The 18,053-nt window shown below is 64.0% G+C and carries 15 protein-coding genes; 6 read left to right on the plus strand and 9 right to left on the minus strand.

Annotation, left to right across the window (positions count from 1 at the left end; all coding sequences use genetic code 11):
• Positions 1-126 precede the first annotated feature (126 nt).
• From gltA to ACYVB7_RS01045, 7 genes are all read right to left on the minus strand, one after another.
• Positions 127-1,437: a type II citrate synthase gene (gltA, locus tag ACYVB7_RS01015; protein WP_460504691.1), complete on the minus strand. Its 1,311-nt coding sequence runs from the start codon at positions 1,435-1,437 to the stop codon at positions 127-129.
• A gap of 39 nt (positions 1,438-1,476) precedes the next feature.
• Positions 1,477-1,752: an FAD assembly factor SdhE gene (locus tag ACYVB7_RS01020; protein WP_460504692.1), complete on the minus strand. Its 276-nt coding sequence runs from the start codon at positions 1,750-1,752 to the stop codon at positions 1,477-1,479.
• Positions 1,753-1,771: 19 nt separating this feature from the next.
• A complete protein-coding gene (locus ACYVB7_RS01025) occupies positions 1,772-2,476 on the minus strand; it encodes a succinate dehydrogenase iron-sulfur subunit (protein WP_460504693.1) in 705 nt (234 codons plus the stop codon).
• Positions 2,477-2,507: 31 nt separating this feature from the next.
• Positions 2,508-4,310: a succinate dehydrogenase flavoprotein subunit gene (gene sdhA / locus ACYVB7_RS01030; RefSeq protein ID WP_460504694.1), complete on the minus strand. Its 1,803-nt coding sequence runs from the start codon at positions 4,308-4,310 to the stop codon at positions 2,508-2,510.
• A gap of 3 nt (positions 4,311-4,313) precedes the next feature.
• Positions 4,314-4,679 carry a succinate dehydrogenase, hydrophobic membrane anchor protein gene (gene sdhD / locus ACYVB7_RS01035; RefSeq protein WP_460504695.1) on the minus strand — a complete coding sequence of 122 codons (366 nt, stop codon included), beginning with the start codon at positions 4,677-4,679 and terminating at the stop codon, positions 4,314-4,316.
• Positions 4,680-4,709: 30 nt separating this feature from the next.
• Positions 4,710-5,141 carry a succinate dehydrogenase, cytochrome b556 subunit gene (sdhC, locus tag ACYVB7_RS01040; RefSeq protein WP_460504696.1) on the minus strand — a complete coding sequence of 144 codons (432 nt, stop codon included), beginning with the start codon at positions 5,139-5,141 and terminating at the stop codon, positions 4,710-4,712.
• Between the two features lie 126 nt (positions 5,142-5,267).
• Positions 5,268-6,008, minus strand: coding sequence for a GntR family transcriptional regulator (locus ACYVB7_RS01045; RefSeq protein WP_460504697.1), 741 nt, complete (start codon positions 6,006-6,008; stop codon positions 5,268-5,270).
• Positions 6,009-6,231: 223 nt separating this feature from the next.
• Between ACYVB7_RS01045 and ACYVB7_RS01050 the strand changes: the two genes are divergently transcribed.
• The 6 genes from ACYVB7_RS01050 (at position 6,232) to ACYVB7_RS01075 (ending at position 15,245) form a co-directional block, all read left to right on the plus strand.
• The gene (locus tag ACYVB7_RS01050; protein WP_460504698.1) at positions 6,232-7,218 is read left to right on the plus strand and encodes a malate dehydrogenase; all 987 of its coding nucleotides are present in this window, start codon (positions 6,232-6,234) and stop codon (positions 7,216-7,218) included.
• Between the two features lie 32 nt (positions 7,219-7,250).
• Entirely contained in the window at positions 7,251-8,234 is a 984-nt protein-coding gene (locus tag ACYVB7_RS01055; protein ID WP_460504699.1) for an HpcH/HpaI aldolase/citrate lyase family protein, read from the plus strand.
• 18 nt (positions 8,235-8,252) lie between these two features.
• Positions 8,253-10,856 carry a bifunctional aconitate hydratase 2/2-methylisocitrate dehydratase gene (gene acnB / locus ACYVB7_RS01060; RefSeq protein ID WP_460504700.1) on the plus strand — a complete coding sequence of 868 codons (2,604 nt, stop codon included), beginning with the start codon at positions 8,253-8,255 and terminating at the stop codon, positions 10,854-10,856.
• A 99-nt stretch (positions 10,857-10,955) separates the two neighbouring features.
• Complete coding sequence (locus ACYVB7_RS01065; protein ID WP_460504701.1) at positions 10,956-13,256, plus strand: EAL domain-containing protein; 2,301 nt, start codon at positions 10,956-10,958, stop codon at positions 13,254-13,256.
• A gap of 78 nt (positions 13,257-13,334) precedes the next feature.
• On the plus strand, positions 13,335-14,135 hold the full coding sequence (locus ACYVB7_RS01070) for a DUF3592 domain-containing protein (RefSeq protein WP_460504702.1): 801 nt from the start codon (positions 13,335-13,337) through the stop codon (positions 14,133-14,135).
• A 24-nt stretch (positions 14,136-14,159) separates the two neighbouring features.
• Complete coding sequence (locus ACYVB7_RS01075; RefSeq protein WP_460504703.1) at positions 14,160-15,245, plus strand: hypothetical protein; 1,086 nt, start codon at positions 14,160-14,162, stop codon at positions 15,243-15,245.
• Between the two features lie 30 nt (positions 15,246-15,275).
• Here ACYVB7_RS01075 and rarD read toward each other — a convergent pair whose 3' ends face one another.
• Both rarD and ACYVB7_RS01085 read right to left on the minus strand, forming a co-directional pair.
• Positions 15,276-16,151, minus strand: a complete 876-nt coding sequence (gene rarD / locus ACYVB7_RS01080) for an EamA family transporter (RefSeq protein ID WP_460504704.1) — start codon at positions 16,149-16,151, stop codon at positions 15,276-15,278.
• 113 nt (positions 16,152-16,264) lie between these two features.
• On the minus strand, positions 16,265-17,776 hold the full coding sequence (locus ACYVB7_RS01085; RefSeq protein ID WP_460504705.1) for a methyl-accepting chemotaxis protein: 1,512 nt from the start codon (positions 17,774-17,776) through the stop codon (positions 16,265-16,267).
• Positions 17,777-18,053: the final 277 nt, after the last annotated feature.

Consider the following 18,053-nt stretch of genomic DNA (forward strand, 5'->3'; position numbering starts at 1 on the left):
CGGAGATTTTAGAGGCCACCGATTCTGGACGCGAACGCCGGACCCGGATGAAAAAACCCGGGCAGCAGGGGTGCTGGCCGGGTTGGCAGGTCAGGCCCGGTGCGGGCGGCACCGGGCAGACGATCGTCAGACCTTCATGGACGCGGGCACGTCGCGGCGGGGGGAGCCGGTGAACAGCTGACGCGGACGGCCAATCTTGTACTCGGGGTCGGCCAGCATTTCGTTCAGTTGGGCGATCCAGCCCACGGTGCGGGCCAGGGCGAAGATGCCGGTGAACAGGCTCACGGGGATGCCGATGGCGCGCTGCACGATGCCGGAGTAGAAGTCCACGTTGGGGTAGAGCTTGCGTTGGACGAAGTAATCGTCTTCCAGGGCGATCTTCTCCAGTTCCTTGGCCAGCTTGAACAGCGGGTCGTTTTCCAGACCCAGCTCGGCCAGCACTTCATTGCAGGTTTCCTGCATGAGCTTGGCGCGGGGGTCGTAGTTCTTGTACACGCGGTGGCCAAAGCCCATCAGCTTGACGCCGGAGTTCTTGTCCTTGACCTGGTTCATGAACTCACCCACCTTGGCCACGCCGCCGTTGCGCTGGATGTCTTCCAGCATGTTCAGGCAGGCTTCGTTGGCACCACCGTGGGCCGGGCCCCACAGGCAGGCCACACCGGCCGCGATGGCGGCGAACGGGTTGGTGCCGGAGGAACCGCACAGGCGCACGGTGGAGGTGGAGGCGTTTTGTTCGTGGTCGGCGTGCAGGATGAAGATGCGGTCCATCGCACGTTCGATCACGGGGTTGACCTTGTAGTCCTCGCAAGGCGTGCCGAACATCATGCGCAGGAAGTTGCCTGCGTAGCTCAGGTCGTTGCGGGGGTACATGAAGGGCTGACCCATGCCGTACTTGTAGGCCATGGCCACCAGGGTGGGCATCTTGGAGATCAGGCGGATGGCCGCCACGTGGCGGTGTTCCGGGTTGTTGATGTCGGTGCTGTCGTGGTAGAAGGCCGACATGGCACCCACCAGACCGGTCAACACGGCCATGGGGTGGGCATCGCGGCGGAAGCCGCGCAGGAAGAACTGCATTTGCTCGTGAACCATGGTGTGGTTGATCACGAGCTTGTGGAAGTCCTTGCGCTGCTCAGGGTTGGGCAGTTCGCCGTTGAGCAGCAGGTAGCAGGTGTCGAGGTAATCGCACTGGGTGGCCAACTGTTCGATGGGGTAGCCGCGGTACAGCAACTCGCCTTTGTCGCCATCGATGTAGGTGATGGCCGATTGGCACGACGCCGTGGACAGGAAGCCCGGGTCGTAGGTGAACATGCCGGTTTGACCGTACAGCTTGCGAATGTCGATCACGTCGGGACCGATGTTGCCGCTGTAGACGGGCAGGTCAATGCTCGGGCTGCCGTTGGAGAACGACAGGGTGGCTTTGTTGTCGGCAAGTTTCATGGTGACTTCCTTCTCGGGTTGGCGGGTTTGATGTGCGAATCAGCTCGGAGGATGTTTGAGCAGGGCCAGGACGTCAGCGACTTCGGGCCGATCCAGATCGCCTTGCAGGGGCTTGCGCCCCAGCAGCAGGTCCAGCAGGTCGTTGTCGGAGAGGTCCATCAGGGCTTCCAGCCCTGCGGCTTGCCGCTCGGTCAGGCCAGACTCGTGCCGCTCGAAAAAACGTGCGATGAACAGGTCGTTCTCCAGCAAACCCCGGCGGCAACGCCACTTGAGTTTGCTGAGGGCACGTTCACCGAGCAGTGGGCTGTCTTGCATGACCATTTCGGATCGGGGATCAGATGGCACGCAGCGCCATCATTTCCTTGATCTTGCCAATCGCCTTGGTGGGGTTCAGGCTCTTGGGGCAAACATCCACACAGTTCATGATGGTGTGGCAGCGGAACAGGCGGTACGGGTCTTCCAGGTTGTCCAGACGCTCGGCGGTGGCCTGGTCGCGGCTGTCGGCAATGAAGCGGTACGCCTGCAGCAGACCGGCGGGGCCCACGAACTTGTCGGGGTTCCACCAGAAGCTGGGGCAGCTGGTCGAGCAGCTGGCGCACAGGATGCACTCGTACAGGCCGTTGAGCTCTTCGCGCTCTTCGGGGGACTGCAGACGCTCACGTTCCGGTGCGGGCGTGTCGTTGATCAGGTAGGGCTTGATGCTGTGGTACTGCTTGAAGAACAGCGTCATGTCCACGATCAGGTCGCGCACCACCGGCAGGCCGGGCAGCGGCTTGAGGACGATGTCGCCCTTGAGCGTGTTCAGGTTGGTCAGGCAGGCCAGACCATTCTTGCCGTTGATGTTCATGGCGTCGGAGCCACACACACCCTCGCGGCAAGAGCGACGGAAAGACAGCGTGGAGTCCACGGCCTTGAGCTTGACCAGCGCGTCCAGCAGCATGCGTTCGGTGCCGTCCAGCTCCAGCTGGATGGTCTGCATGTAGGGCTTGGCGTCCTTGTCCGGGTCGTAGCGGTAGATCTTGAAAGTGCGTTGTGCCATTTTTCAGGTTCCTTGTTCTGGCTCGTGCCGGTCAGAAGGTACGGGGCTTCGGAGGCACCGTTTCGGCGGTCAGGGGCTTCATGCGCACGGGCTTGTAGTCCAGGCGGTTGCCATCCTTGTACCAGAGGGTGTGCTTCATCCACTCGGCGTCGTTGCGGCCCAGCGGGCAGGTGGGGTGGCTCACGTCGTGTTCGTAGTCGCGCACCAGGTGGGCACCACGGCATTCGGTGCGGGCGGCGGCGCTTTCCATGGTGGCCTGGGCGGCTTCCATCAGGTTCTCCACTTCCAGCGCTTCGATGCGGGCGGTGTTGAACACCTTGGAGTTGTCCTTCAGGCCGATGGCGGCCACGCGGGAGCGCAGGGCGGCAATCTTCTTGACGCCTTCGTTCATCACGTCCTGGCTGCGGAACACGCCAGCGTGCGCCTGCATGATGCCGCGCATGTCGTTGGCCACGTCCTGGGCGTATTCGCCGTTGGTGGCGCTTTCCAGGCGGGCCAGGCGGGCCAGGGTCTGGTCGGCAGCGTCCTTGGGCAGGGCCTTGTGTTCCTGCTTGGGGTTGACGTTGGCGATGATGTGGTTGCCCGCGGCCTTGCCGAACACCAGCAGGTCCAGCAGGGAGTTGGTGCCCAGGCGGTTGGCGCCGTGCACCGACACGCAGGAGCATTCGCCCACGGCGTACAGGCCATTGACCGGACGGTCTTCACCGTTGAAGCGTTCCACCACTTGTCCGTGGATGTTGGTGGGGATGCCACCCATCTGGTAGTGGATGGTGGGCACCACGGGGATGGGCTCGCGGGTCACGTCCACGTTGGCGAAGTTGACGCCGATTTCGTACACCGAGGGCAGGCGCTTGTGCACCGTTTCGGCACCCAGGTGGTCCAGCTTCATGTGGATGTAGTCCTTGTTGGGACCGCAGCCACGGCCTTCCAGGATTTCCTGGCCCATGCAACGGGACACGAAGTCGCGCGGGGCCAAGTCCTTCAGCGTGGGCGCATAACGCTCCATGAAACGTTCACCATTGCTGTTGAGCAGGATGGCACCTTCGCCACGGCAGCCTTCGGTCAGCAGCACGCCAGCACCGGCCACGCCGGTGGGGTGGAACTGCCAGAACTCCATGTCTTGCAGCGCAATGCCAGCGCGGGCGGCCATGCCCAGACCATCACCCGTGTTGATGAAGGCGTTGGTGGACGACTGGAAAATGCGACCGGCACCGCCGGTGGCCAGCAGCACGGTCTTGGCTTCCAGCACGTAGGTGTCGCCGGTTTCCATTTCGAGGGCGGTCACGCCCACCACGTCGCCGTCGGCGTCGCGGATCAGGTCCAGGGCCATCCACTCCACGAAGAACGTGGTGCGCGACGACACGTTGGCTTGGTACAGCGTGTGCAGCATGGCGTGGCCGGTGCGGTCGGCGGCGGCGCAGGCGCGTTGCACGGGCTTTTCGCCGTAGTTGGCGGTGTGGCCGCCAAAGGGGCGCTGGTAAATGGTGCCGTCAGGGTTGCGGTCGAACGGCATGCCGAAGTGTTCCAGCTCGTACACAACCTTGGGGGCTTCACGGCACATGAACTCGATGGCGTCCTGGTCACCCAGCCAGTCAGAGCCCTTGACGGTGTCGTAGAAGTGGTATTCCCAGCTGTCCTCGCTCATGTTGCCCAGCGATGCGGACACGCCACCTTGGGCGGCCACGGTGTGGGAGCGGGTGGGGAACACCTTGGACAGCACGGCCACTTTCAGACCGGCGCGGGCCAGTTGCAGGGAGGCTCGCATGCCGGAGCCACCGGCTCCGACGATGACCACGTCGAACTTGCGCTTGGGGAGAGATGCGGTGGTGGTCATGAATCAGAGCCTCCAGAGAACTTGAATGGCCCAGCCCATGCAACCCACGAGCCAGACGATGGTGAAAACATGCAGGACCAGACGCAGGCTTGCGGGCTTGGCGTAGTCCATCCAAATGTCGCGCACGCCCACCCAGGCGTGGAAGAACAGGCCGACCAGCACGGAGAAGGTGAGCACCTTCATCCATTGGGCGGAAAAAATGCCAGCCCAGGTTTCGTAGCCGATGGGGCCGCTGGAGAACACCAGTTGCAGCAGCACGATGAAGGTGAGCAGGGCGATCAGCACGGCCGTGACCCGTTGGGCCAGCCAGTCCCGCGTGCCGTAGTGCGCGCCCACAACGACGCGCTTGGATCCGTAATTGACAGACATGGTTTGCTTATCCTCAGGAATGAACGGGTTTCAGTACAGGCCGAACAACTTGGCACCCAGCACCACGGTCAGGCCCAGGCTCAGCACCAGGACCACCTGGGCAGAGCTGGCGCCAAAGGCTTTGGTGACGGAGTGGGTGGCGTCCATGTACAGGTGGCGAAGCCCTGCGAGCAGGTGGTGCAGGTAGGCCCAGATCAGGGCCAGGGCCACCAGCTTGAAGAACCAGCCAGGCACGAAACCCGCGCCGGCAGCGAACACGGCGGTGAAGCTGCCAAAGGAAATTTCAGAGCTCAGGGATGCGTCGAACATCCACACAATGAAGGGCATCAACAGGAACATCAGCAGGCCGCTGACGCGGTGCATAAAGGACACCCAGCCCGCCAGCGGCAGCCGGTAAGTGGGTAGGTCCTTGAGGAAGTTGATGTTGCGGAACTCAGGCCGCTTGGTGTTCAACTGGGTCATGGAGGAGCTTTCAGGTTTTGGATCGGTCAGGCTGTAACACCCTGGTAACCGTGCGGGGAAGACCTTTAAATTCTATTGCAATGCAGCATTCACGAACCTTTCAACCCTTGTACAAGACTGCGGGCCTCAACTGAGGTGGTTCTGGTAGTGGTGGTCATCGGTGCGGTACAGGCCGCGACGCAACTCCATGGGCACGTCGTTGTAGGTGTAAGCGACGCGTTCCACGCTGAGCAAGGGGTAGCCCAGGGGCAGTGCCAGCAGGTCGGCGTGCTCGGGGGTGGCGGCCACGGCCTTGATTTTTTCTTCGGCACGGACCATGCGTACCCCGAACTCGCGCTCGAAAAACGCGTACATGGGGCCTTGTTCCGCGGCCAGGCCTTCGATGGACAAGCCCTTGAACGGCGTGCCGGGCAGCCAGATGTCTTCCAGGATGACCGGTTGCCCCTGGAATTTGAGGACGCGGCGGATGCTGACCACCGGGTCGGCGCTGCGGATGCCCAGCAGCCGGGCCACTTCGGCGGTGGCCCGCTGGCGCTTGCATTCGATGATGGTGCGCTGGGTGGGGAACTCCTCGCCCGAATCGGACTGCAGGCGCAGAAACCGATACTGGATGTTGCGTTCGGCGTGGGTGGCCACAAAGGTGCCCTTGCCTTGGCGGCGCACCACCAGGTTTTCGGCGGCCAGTTCGTCAATGGCCTTGCGCACCGTGCCCTGGCTCACCTTGAATCGGGTGGCCAACTCCTGTTCGCTGGGGATCACGTCACCCGGCTTCCATTCGCCTTCTTCCAGGCTGCGCAGGATCAAGGCCTTGATCTGCTGGTACAACGGGCTGAACGCGGGTGTTCCCGGGGATGTGGGGGTGTTCATCGCGGTCTGGCCGGGTGTCTGAGTGGAATGGGGCGGTAGGCCTGTGGTGGTTGCAATCATATCTTATATAAGACATAAGACAAATTGACTGGTGCGGTCGCCCGCGTTACACTCCGCGGGCTAGGGCTAACCCGCATCGCGCATTGTTCATCCATGTGGTGTGGGTTTCGGTCTTGACGCTTGCACATCATCCTTGCGCACTTTCCTACCTGGAGTTCTCACCATGTCCAAGAAACCCGTTCGTGTTGCTGTCACCGGCGCTGCTGGTCAGATCGGTTACGCCCTGTTGTTCCGCATTGCTTCTGGCGAAATGCTGGGCAAAGACCAGCCGGTGATCCTGCAATTGCTGGAAGTGCCCATGGAAAAAGCCCAGGAAGCGCTGAAGGGCGTGATCATGGAGCTGGAAGACTGCGCCTTCCCTCTGCTGGCTGGCATTGAAGCCCACAGCGACCCGATGGAAGCCTTCAAGGACACCGACTACGCCCTGCTGGTCGGCGCCCGTCCCCGTGGCCCCGGCATGGAACGTGCCGACCTGCTGGCTGCCAATGCCCAGATCTTCACCGCCCAGGGCAAGGCCCTGAACGCCGTGGCCAGCCGCAACGTCAAGGTCCTGGTGGTCGGCAACCCCGCCAACACCAACGCTTACATCGCCATGAAGTCGGCCCCCGACCTCAAGCCCGGCAACTTCACCGCCATGCTGCGCCTGGACCACAACCGTGCCGCCAGCCAGATCGCCGCCAAGACCGGCAAGCCCGTGGCCGCCATCGAGAAGCTGGCCGTGTGGGGCAACCACTCGCCCACCATGTACGCCGACTACCGCTTCGCCACCATTGATGGCCAGTCCGTCAAGGACATGATCAACGACGAAGTGTGGAACAAGGACGTGTTCCTGCCCACCGTGGGCAAGCGTGGCGCCGCCATCATCGCCGCCCGTGGCGTGTCGTCCGCCGCCTCTGCTGCCAACGCTGCCATCGACCACATGCGTGACTGGGCCCTGGGCACCAACGGCAAGTGGGTCACCATGGGCATTCCGTCCAATGGCGAATACGGCATTCCCAAGGAAGTCATGTTCGGCTACCCCGTCACCTGCGAAGGCGGCGAATACAAGATCGTCGAAGGTCTGCCCATCGATGCATTCAGCCAGGAATGCATCAACAAGACCCTGAAGGAACTGCAGGACGAGCAGGCCGGCGTGGCCCATCTCCTGTGAGTTTGCTTGTAACCGGCTTGTAACTCCCCCTCGTGCCCGCCTTGAACCCCAGGACCATCCTCCTGGGGGCGCAGGCCTCCAGTGCCGCGCTCCCGGTCTGTGACCATTACAGCGGCGTGCCCGCACGCATGCGCAAGAGCCTGGCTCTGCAGGCCGAATGGACTGCCGAGCTGGGGGCGTGCGTGTTCGACGTCACGCTCGACTGCGAGGATGGGGCCCCGGTGGGGGGAGAGTCGGAACATGCGGCCCTGGTGGCCGAACTGCTGGGCCACGTCTCGCCCGGCTGCCGGGTGGGGGTTCGCGTGCATGCGGTGGACCACCCCGCCTTCCAAGCCGATGTGGCCGCCGTGTTGGGTGGCCAGGTTCAACCGGCCTACCTGATGGTGCCCAAGGTCGAAACCCTGGCCTGTGTGCAACAGGCGGTGTCGGCCATGGACGCTGCGGGGGGGCAGGGCGTGCCGCTGCACGTGCTGATTGAATCGCCGCTGGCCGTTCACCATGCCTTTGACATCGCGGCCCACCCGAGGGTGCAGTCGCTCAGCTTCGGCCTGATGGACTTTGTGTCCGCCCATGGCGGTGCCATCCCGGCCGACGCCATGGGGGTGGCAGGGCAGTTTGCCCACCCCTTGGTGTTGCAAGCCAAGCTGGCCTTGGCCAGCGCGGCGCACGCGCACGGCAAGGTGCCCTCGCATTGCGTGGTGACCGAGTTCCGCGATGCGGCGGCCCTGACCGCGGCGGCCTTGAAGGCCCGCAACGAGCTGGGTTACACCCGCATGTGGAGCATCCACCCCGACCAGATCCGGCCCATCGTCGCGGCCTTCACCCCTTCCGCGGGCGAGGTTGACCAGGCGGTGCACATCGTGTTGGCGGCCAAGGCCGCAGACTGGGGTCCCACGGCCGTGAATGGCACGCTGCACGACCGGGCCAGCTACCGCTATTACTGGCAAATACTAGAGCGAGCAATGCATACAGGACAAGCGCTGCCCGCCGAAATTGTTGATATTTTTTCTTCTTGACCCACTCTGGAGAACTCCATGCTGCAAGCCTATCGCCAACATGCCGCCGAGCGCGCCGCCCTCGGCATTCCGCCGCTGCCTCTGGATGCCAAGCAGGTCGAGGCCCTGATCGAACTGATCAAGAACCCCCCCGCTGGTGAAGACGCCTTCCTGCTGGACCTGCTGACCCACCGCGTGCCCCCCGGCGTGGACGACGCCGCCAAGGTCAAGGCCAGCTTCCTGGCCGCCGTCGCCCATGGCGACGTGAAAGTGGCCCTGATTTCCAAGGCCAAGGCCACCGAGCTGCTGGGCACCATGGTGGGTGGCTACAACGTCCACCCCCTGATCGAGCTGCTGGACGACGCCGAAGTGGCCGGTGTGGCGGCTGAAGCGCTGAAAAAGACGCTGTTGATGTTCGACTACTTCAACGACGTGGCCGACAAGGCCAAAGCCGGCAACGCCAAGGCCCAGGAAGTCATGAAGAGTTGGGCCGATGCCGAGTGGTTCACCACCCGCCCTGAAGTCGAGAAGAAGATCACCGTCACCGTGTTCAAGGTGCCTGGCGAGACCAACACCGACGACCTCTCTCCCGCGCCCGACGCCTGGAGCCGCCCCGACATCCCCATGCACTACTTGGCGATGCTGAAGAACACCCGTCCCGACGCGGCCTTCAAGCCCGAGGAAGACGGCAAGCGCGGCCCCATGCAGTTCATCGAAGACCTGAAGAAGAAGGGCAACCTCGTGGCCTACGTGGGCGACGTGGTCGGCACCGGTTCTTCCCGCAAGTCGGCCACCAACAGCGTGATCTGGGCCACCGGCCAGGACATCCCTTTCGTGCCCAACAAGCGTTTCGGCGGTGTGACCCTGGGCGGCAAGATCGCCCCCATCTTCTTCAACACCCAGGAAGACTCGGGCTCGCTGCCCATTGAAGTGGACGTGTCCAAGCTGGAAATGGGCGACGTGATCGACGTGCTGCCCTACGACGGCAAGATCGTCAAGAACGGCCCAAATGGTGAAGAAGTCGTGGCCGAGTTCGCGCTCAAGAGCCAAGTGCTGCTGGACGAAGTGCGCGCCGGTGGCCGCATCAACCTGATCATTGGCCGTTCGCTGACCGCCAAGGCCCGCGAGTTCCTGGGCCTGCCCGCCTCCACCACCTTCCGCCTGCCGGTGGCCCCCAAGGACAGCGGCAAGGGCTTCAGCCTGGCGCAGAAGATGGTCGGCCGCGCCTGCGGTCTGCCCGAAGGTCAGGGCGTTCGCCCCGGCACCTACTGCGAGCCCAAGATGACCACCGTGGGTTCCCAGGACACCACCGGCCCCATGACCCGCGACGAGCTGAAAGACCTGGCCTGCCTGGGTTTCAGCGCCGACATGGTGATGCAGTCCTTCTGCCACACCGCCGCCTACCCCAAGCCCGTGGATGCCAAGATGCACCGCGAGCTGCCTCCCTTCATCAGCAGCCGCGGTGGCGTGGCCCTGCGTCCCGGTGACGGTGTGATCCACAGCTGGCTCAACCGCCTGCTGCTGCCCGATACCGTGGGCACGGGTGGCGACTCGCACACCCGCTTCCCCATCGGCATTTCCTTCCCCGCAGGCTCCGGTCTGGTGGCCTTCGGTGCCGCCACCGGCGTGATGCCCCTGGACATGCCCGAGTCGGTGCTGGTGCGCTTCAAGGGCCAGATGCAACCCGGTGTCACCCTGCGTGACCTGGTGCATGCCATCCCCCTGTACGCCATCAAGGCCGGTCTGCTGACCGTGGCCAAGGCCGGCAAGAAGAACATCTTCAGCGGGCGCATCCTGGAAATCGAAGGTCTGCCCGACCTGAAGGTGGAACAGGCGTTCGAACTGTCCGATGCGTCTGCCGAGCGTTCTGCCGCCGGTTGCACCATCAAGCTCAACAAGGAGCCGGTGGCCGAGTACCTGCGTTCCAACGTCGTGCTGATGAAGAACATGATCGCCGACGGCTACGCCGACGCCAAGACCCTGGCCCGCCGCATCGAGAAGGTGGAGCAGTGGCTGGCCAACCCGCAGCTGCTGGAAGGTGACGCCGACGCCGAGTACGCGGCTGTGATCGAAATCGACCTGGCCGAGATCACCGAGCCCATCGTCTGCTGCCCCAACGACCCGGACGATGCCAAGACCCTGTCCGAAGTGGCCGGTACCAAGATCGATGAAGCCTTCATCGGCTCCTGCATGACCAACATCGGCCACTTCCGTGCCGCTGCCACCGTGCTGGGCGGTGCCCGTGACATCCCTGTCAAGCTGTGGGTGGCGCCGCCCACCAAGATGGACGCCGCCGAGCTGATGAAGGAAGGCCACTACGCCAACTTCGGTGCCGCCGGTGCCCGCACCGAAATGCCCGGCTGCTCGCTGTGCATGGGCAACCAGGCGCAGGTGCGAGAAGGTGCGACAGTGATTTCCACCTCCACCCGCAACTTCCCCAACCGCCTGGGCAAGAACACCAACGTGTTCCTGGGCTCCGCCGAGCTGGCCGCCGTGGCGTCCAAACTGGGCAAGCTGCCCACCAAGGACGAGTACCTGGCCGCCACCGGTGTCATCACCGCCAAGGCCGACCAGATCTACAAGTACATGAACTTCGACCAGATCGAAGAGTACGCAGAGGTGGCCAAGGGCGTGACCGCCTGACGCGCTGGTGCGTTTGAATGAAAACGGCCCTTCGGGGCCGTTTTTGTTGGTCGGGTGCATGTGCCAACGGTTCAATGGCGACTCGTTACACTGTGCCTCATGGCTGATCCGCATGCTCTGAGTGAGACTCAGGACTCCACCAAAGCCTTGTTGCAGTTGTGCAAGCGGTTGGAGCGGGCTTGGAATTTGCCTGACATCCTGGCCGCGCTGGCTCCCGTGGTGGACCAGGTGCTGGGTTATCCCCACGCGTGGCTGGCATTGTTGGGGGACCGGCCGGGGTTTGTCTCCATCATCAGCCAGGCCACCACCCGGGTCGGTTTTGATCAGTTCCACGCCGCCGCGGAGTCCCTGGAGATCCCGTTGGCGGGTGATCCCATGCTGGAAGAATTGCTGAAGGCCGATCACGTGGTGGTGGTGCTCGACGCCCGCACCGATCCTCGCACCAACAAGAAAGTGGTGGCGCAGTTGCAAAACCGCACCATCATCAACGTTCCCTTGCTGCTGGCCGACGAGTGCCTGGGGGCCTTGGGCATGGGGACCTATGGGGATGCCGAAGGTGTTCGCCCTCCATCGGACTGGCAACTCGAATTCATGCAGACGCTGGCAGGCCATGTGGCGGTGGCACTGGATCGGGTGCGGTTTCTCCAGACCCGCAAGCGCATTGAAGACGCGCTGTACCAGGAAAAAGAGCGTCTTCAGGTCACTCTGCACTCCATCAGTGACGCGGTCATCACCACCAACGCTGACGGCGAACTGCAGTACATCAACCCGGTGGCCCAGGCGTTGACGGGGTGGGACTTGGCCGCCGCAGTGGGGCGTCCCTACCAAGAGGTGTTTGCGTTCGATGCGGACGGGCAGGTCGATGCCGACGCCCCGGACATGGTGGCGCAGGCCATGGCCACCGCGCAGACCCTTCATTACCCGCAGTTGCGCCTGTTTCACCGATTGCAAGGGCATTGCCTGGTGGAGGCCGCGGTGTCGCCCATCCGCGATGCCGATGGCGATGTTCAAGGGGCGGTGCTGGTGTTCCGTGACGTGACCGAGCAACGGCGCCTGAGCCAGGAAGTGGCCTTTCAGGCCACGCACGACGAACTCACCGGTCTGGGCAACCGGCGCGCCTTTGAGCAGGCGCTGGCCCACTGTTTTGACCAGGTACGCACCCAACCGTCACACCGCCATGTGGTGTGTTACCTCGACCTGGACGAGTTCAAGGTGGTCAACGACACCTGTGGGCACACCGCCGGGGATGAGTTGTTGCGCCAGGTGGCGCAGCTGTTCCGGCAAGAGTTGCACAGCCAGGACCATTTCTGTCGCATTGGCGGGGACGAGTTCGGCATGGTGCTGCTGGACCTGAGTGTTGAGCAGGCCCTGCGCGTGGCCGAGCGCTTGCAGCATCGCTTGAGCACCTACCGCTTTGCCTGGCGGGACCAGAATTTCGGGGTGGGTGTCAGCATTGGCATGGTGGCTCTTGACGTCGGCAGCGAAAGCGTGGGTGCCCTGCTGCAAGCGGCAGACAGTGCCTGCTACGTGGCCAAAGACGCCGGGCGGGGGCGCATCCATGTGTACGCCAGTGACGACCCGGCCTTGGCCCAGCGTTATGGCGTGATGGAATGGGTCAGCCGCATCGAGCGGGCGCTGCAGCAGGATCGCTTTGTGTTGTATGCCCAGCCCATCGTGCCCATCCACCCCCAGTCTGCCGCGGGGCTGCACTGCGAGTTCCTGTTGCGCATGCACGATGACGCAGGCAACGTGGTGCTGCCGGGGCAGTTCATGCCGGCGGTGGAGCGTTACCACCTGGCGCACCGTGTGGACCGCTGGGTGTTCAACCGTGTCCTGCAATGGATGGAGGCGCACCACGAGGTCATGGAGCTGGGGGCCATCAACCTGTCGGGCCAATCCTTGGGCGACGACATGTTCATGACCCACGTGCTGGACACCCTGGCCCACACCCGCCTGCCCTGCCACAAGCTGTGTTTTGAAATCACGGAAACCGCCGCCATCGGCAACCTGCACACCGCGCAGCGCTTCATTGCCACGCTGCGGGGCCTGGGTTGCAAGCTGTCACTGGATGACTTTGGCAGCGGCTTGTCGTCATTTGCTTACTTGCGCACGTTGCCCGTGGACGTGCTCAAGATCGACGGGCAGTTTGTGCGCGACATCGCCACCGATGCGGTCAGCCTGGCCATGGTTCGCTCCATTCACGAGATCGGGTGCCTGATGGGCAAGGCCACGGTGGCCGAGTTTGTGGAAAGCCCCGCCATTCTGGCGTTGTTGCGCGGCTTGGACGTGCATTACGCCCAAGGTTACGCCGTGGGGCATCCCATGCCCTTGGACCAGCTGCTGGTGTGGCACACAGCGCGCGGCATGGGCGCTTCGTCAGCCGCCAACGCCGGGGCCTGACGGCGCTGGCGCTGTGCTGAATCAGGCCCAGGGTGCGATTCATGGGCCGCTGGTCATGTTGGCTTGATATGCTGGGGTATGCGAAACAGCATCATTCCCGGAGGGCCAACGACGCGCTGGACGGCGTGGATCCTCAGCATGGTGATGGCGCTGGCCTTGGGAGGGCTGGGTGTTCATTTCGGACTGCTGCCCCTGGCCCGGACACTGAGCGCCGCATGGGCGGTTCGGCAGTGGGTGGCGGTGCCTGCACAGGTGGTGTCCGTGGCCTTGGACGAGCACTGGGATGGCGAAGTGACCACCTACCGCGTGCTGACCCGCTACCGCTACACCCACCAGGGGCAGACCCACGAGGCCACCCGCGTGGGTCTGGAAACCTCCACGGGGCGTGACAACCTGGGTGACTGGCACCAACAGTGGCACGACCGACTGGCTCAGGCCCAGGCGCAAGGTCAGTCGGTGACCGCTTGGGTCAACCCCCGCCAACCCGATCAAGCTTTGCTGGACCCCACCCTTCGGTGGCCGATGCTGTGGTTCCGCCTGCCATGGGTTGTGCTGTTTTTTTCCTTGGGCTGGGCAGCGTGGCGGGTGGGCTGGCGCTGGCGACCAGGGGCGCAGGCCCTGAACCCTGCCGACCCCGAAGCCGCTCCGGCAGCGCTGGCTCGTCGCCAACCAGCGGGGCTGGGGCTGTTCACCGTGTTCTGGTGCGGGCTGACGTTTCCCCTGGTGGGGATCGTCTGGAGCAACGGAGCCCCCTGGTCGACCAAGGCGTTCAGTCTGCTGTTTCTCGCGGTGGGTGTGGCGCTGCTGACCTACAGCCTGCGGCAGGCGTGGTGGGCCTGGCGGATGGCCGCCACCCGGGTCCATTGCCAACCGGCGTAGCCACGCGCGGGCGAGGACGTGGTGGTGTCCCTGACCGTGCCCTTGCGGGCGCTGGCGGTGCTGGCCGACATTCCCAACCCTGTCCGCCTGGTTCAGTACCGGGTGGATGACAGCGGCTCTGGCGTGTCAGAGCGGCTGGTTCACACCGTGCCCTTGGCCTTGTCTCGACGGCCCGCCCTTCACGAAGGGGAGGAGTGGCGTGCACAGGGCGTGCTGCCCCCCGACGCGCCGGAACACGGCGGGCGACGGGCGGGAGAGCGTGTGGACTGGCGCCTGGAGATCCTGGGCCCCAAGGGGCAGGTGGTGGCGTCGCACAACGTACCGGTGCAAGCCGCCCGCTGGCCAGTCGCGCACGACACGGCCTGGGACGCCCCGGACCCCCGCGCCCGCTGGCGCCACGAGGAACACATCCCCCTGGACGACGCCGATCCCCGGTTGCACGGCGATCAGCCGCCCCCTCTGCCCGCCCACATGGTGGGGCGAGAAGGTCCTGATGGCTGGCAATGGCAGTTTGGCCAGCGCATGTGGCGTGTTTTTGCCTGGATGCAGGGGGCGCTGCTGCTGTGGGCCTTGAGTGCATGGTGGCCCGAGGCCGTTCGCCGTGGCGCATGGGGTGGGTGGCGCTTTCTGGTTCTGGCGGTGCTGTGTGCGGGCGTGTTGCATGCCGCCACCCGGCGATGGACGCTTGCGGTGTTTGACCAGGGCGTGACGGTGCAGGTGTCCTCGTGGATGTGGGTCCGAAGCCGCATCCTTCCCTTGGCCGCGTTGGATCACCTTTTCCACAAGCTGTTGTATGTGGTGGGCGGTGGTGCCTCCGAAAAACCATACTTGGCGCTGTACACCTGCACGGTGGGGGCGGGTGCCCTGGTGCATCGTTTGACCCCCGGCCTGCTGGGGCCTGAGGCGGTGGTGCGGGTGGCCTGGGTGCTGGGGTGGTGCCGTCGGCAGCGGGCAGGGCGCTTCACCGCCGGGGTGCTGAACCCCCCTGAGCCAGCCGCCTGGCGTCCAGGGTGGGGTGGTCTGCTCTGGGCGGCGTTGCTGCTGCTGTTGCAGACGCTGCCCGCCGGGCTGCCCCAGGGATTGGGTGTGCTATTGAATTGGTTGCAATGATTCCAATCAAATTAAGCGCTACGTGCTGATTTATGCTTGAATTTTTGGGGCGCGGGTGACCCACAAGCCTTCCACCGTGTAGACCGCCAGCGCCAGCCAGATGAGCGCAAAGCCCGCGACCCGCGGGCCCGCAAACGGCTCGCCGTACAGCAGCACCCCCAGCCCCAGCAGGATGCTGGGCGACAGGTATTGCAGGATGCCCATGGTGGACAGCGGCACCCGCCGCGCTCCGGCTGCAAACAGCAGCAGCGGCACGGCGGTCACCGGGCCGCTGAGGGCAAACAGCAGCCAGGTGTGGCCGTCGTGCACGGGAATGTCACCGCTGCGGCTGCCCCAGGCCAGCACCGCCAGGGCCAGGGGGGCCAGCAACAGCGTTTCCAGCGACATGCCTTCCAGGGCCCCCAGCGGCGCCAGTTTGCGGATGAGTCCGTACACGCCAAAACTCAAGGCCAGCCCCAGGGCAATCCAGGGCATGTGCCCGGCCAGCACCGCCAGCCACACCACCCCGCAGGCCGCCATGCCGAAGGCCAGCCACTGCGCCATGCGGGGGCGTTCGTGCAGGAACACAAAACCCAGCGCCACGTTGACCAGCGGCAGGATGAAGTAGCCCAGGCTGGCGTCCAGCACATGGTCATGGTTGACCGCCCAGATGTACAGCAGCCAGTTGCCCGCCAGCAGCGTGGCCGAGGCGGCAAAGATGCCCAGCACCCGGGGCTGGCGTTTGAGCTCGACCAGCCAGCTCCAACGCCGCAACACCGTCAACACCAGCAGCACAAAGGCCAGGGACCACACCATGCGGTGCAGCACCACCTCGGTGGAGGCCACGTGGTGCAGTTGCTTGAAGAACAGCGGAAACAACCCCCACATGGCGTACGCCAGGGCACCATAGACCAGACCGATTTGCATGCCGTGCTTTCAGGGCCGCGGGCCCCAGAAGAAAAAGCGACCCGAAGGTCGCTTGGATTTTTAAGAAATTTTAACCCCTTCCGCTTTCAGGCAAAGGGATGTTTGCTATTGAATCAGGAGTTCTTGAGCTTGAAGGTGCGTACCAGCTGTTCCAGGTGCGCGGCCTGATCCTGCAACGACTGAGCCGCCGCGGCCGCCTGTTCCACCAGCGCTGCGTTTTGCTGGGTGGCGGCGTTCATGTCGCCAATGGCGCTGTTGACGCGGGCAATGCCATCGGTCTGTTCGGCCGCGGAGGTGGCGATTTCCCCCACGATGGACGACACGTTGCGGATGCTGTCCACCACATCGGTCATGGTGGCACCGGCTTGGTGAACCAGCTTGCTGCCGTCACCGATCTTGCCGACCGAGTCGTCGATCAGCGCCTTGATCTCCTGGGCGGCGGCAGCCGAGCGCTGGGCCAGGCTGCGCACCTCGCTGGCCACCACGGCAAAGCCGCGGCCCTGTTCACCGGCCCGGGCCGCTTCGACGGCGGCGTTCAGCGCCAGGATGTTGGTCTGGAACGCGATGCCGTCGATCACGCCAATGATGTCGCCGATGCGCTGCGAGGAGGTGTTGATGGCATCCATGGTGGACACCACCTGCTTGACCACCTGACCGGCTTGCACGGCCACGTCGGAGGCGGACACCGCCAGCTCGCTGGCGTGGCGGGCGTTGTCGGCACTTTGGTTGACACCGTCGGTCAACTCCTGCATGGAGGCGGTGGTGCGCTCCAGGCTGGACGCCTGCTGCTCGGTGCGGTTGGACAGGTCGCTGTTGCCATTGGCAATGTCGGCCGAGGCGCTGTAGATGGTGTCGGTGCCCGTTCGCACCTGCCCCACGGTGCGCGCCAGGCTGTCGCGCATGTTCAGCAAGGCCTGCTGCAGTTCGCCGATTTCGTTGCGCGAGGTCACGGCGATGGTGCCGGTGAGGTCCCCCTCGGCAATGTCCTGTGCGGTTTTCACGCCTTCCGACAACGGACGGGTGACCACGCGGGTGATGAAGGGGTAGATCAGGCCCAACACCGGAATGGCCGTGATGAACGCCACCAGGATGGACTTCCAACGCTGCTCGGCCAGTTCGGCATTCACCTTGTTGAGCGACACCTTCATGCTCACCACCCCCAGCACGCTGTTTTCGGGGACTTGGTGGCAGGTCAGGCAATTTTTGCCCAGGTAATTGTTGGAGGCCAGCGCCGGGCGGATCACCCGCAGGTATTCGCCCTTGTCGTCCTTGTCCACGTAGAACACCTCTTTGCCGGTGTTCAACACCTGTTGTTCATGGGTGTCGGCTTGGTGGGCGTCCTGGGTGGTGCCGGGGCCGAAGGCCTGGATCACGGCCGGGCCGCGCAGCACCTGCACGTCGCGGATGGTGTTGAGCTGCTTCATCTGGTCGAGGAACACATGCCGCTCGGACACGGTGCCTGTGACCATCATGCCTGTCAGGCCCGCCATGGTGGCGTCGTGCATGCTGAGGGAATAGTCCTTGGCCTGTTCGATGGCGGCCTGGCGACCGACATAACCTTGCCAGATGATGACGCCCGTCCAGACGACCACCAACGCAATGGCGATGGTGGTCAGGAATTGCATCCAGATTTTGATATTGGAACTGCTGCGCATGAATGCGTTCTCGTGGCTGATGTGCGTGATGGTGGGGTGAACCCCTCCCAATTGTCTCCCTGGCGTCATTATTGGCGGAAGGTGGGGACAACCCACCCCAATTCCATGGACAGTGTGGTGAATTGGCTTCGGTTCACACGCAGTTGTTGCGGTGGATCAAGCCCATGGGTTAAGGGGTTCGCATAATGCCCTCCCTGGGCTTGGGGGCTTTGGCTGGATGTGTCCTGCCGTTGGGTCTTCTCGCCGT

Source organism: Hydrogenophaga soli (assembly GCF_054777695.1).

Coding starts and splice junctions, on each gene's coding strand:
- ACYVB7_RS01045 (WP_460504697.1), bottom strand. CDS start 6,008: ATGAACACCCCCACATCCCCGGGAACACCCGCGTTCAGCCCGTTGTAC.
- sdhD (WP_460504695.1), bottom strand. CDS start 4,679: ATGTCTGTCAATTACGGATCCAAGCGCGTCGTTGTGGGCGCGCACTAC.
- ACYVB7_RS01065 (WP_460504701.1), top strand. CDS start 10,956: ATGGCTGATCCGCATGCTCTGAGTGAGACTCAGGACTCCACCAAAGCC.
- ACYVB7_RS01070 (WP_460504702.1), top strand. CDS start 13,335: ATGCGAAACAGCATCATTCCCGGAGGGCCAACGACGCGCTGGACGGCG.
- acnB (WP_460504700.1), top strand. CDS start 8,253: ATGCTGCAAGCCTATCGCCAACATGCCGCCGAGCGCGCCGCCCTCGGC.
- ACYVB7_RS01020 (WP_460504692.1), bottom strand. CDS start 1,752: ATGCAAGACAGCCCACTGCTCGGTGAACGTGCCCTCAGCAAACTCAAG.
- ACYVB7_RS01025 (WP_460504693.1), bottom strand. CDS start 2,476: ATGGCACAACGCACTTTCAAGATCTACCGCTACGACCCGGACAAGGAC.
- sdhA (WP_460504694.1), bottom strand. CDS start 4,310: ATGACCACCACCGCATCTCTCCCCAAGCGCAAGTTCGACGTGGTCATC.
- ACYVB7_RS01085 (WP_460504705.1), bottom strand. CDS start 17,776: ATGCAATTCCTGACCACCATCGCCATTGCGTTGGTGGTCGTCTGGACG.
- rarD (WP_460504704.1), bottom strand. CDS start 16,151: ATGCAAATCGGTCTGGTCTATGGTGCCCTGGCGTACGCCATGTGGGGG.
- ACYVB7_RS01050 (WP_460504698.1), top strand. CDS start 6,232: ATGTCCAAGAAACCCGTTCGTGTTGCTGTCACCGGCGCTGCTGGTCAG.
- sdhC (WP_460504696.1), bottom strand. CDS start 5,141: ATGACCCAGTTGAACACCAAGCGGCCTGAGTTCCGCAACATCAACTTC.
- gltA (WP_460504691.1), bottom strand. CDS start 1,437: ATGAAACTTGCCGACAACAAAGCCACCCTGTCGTTCTCCAACGGCAGC.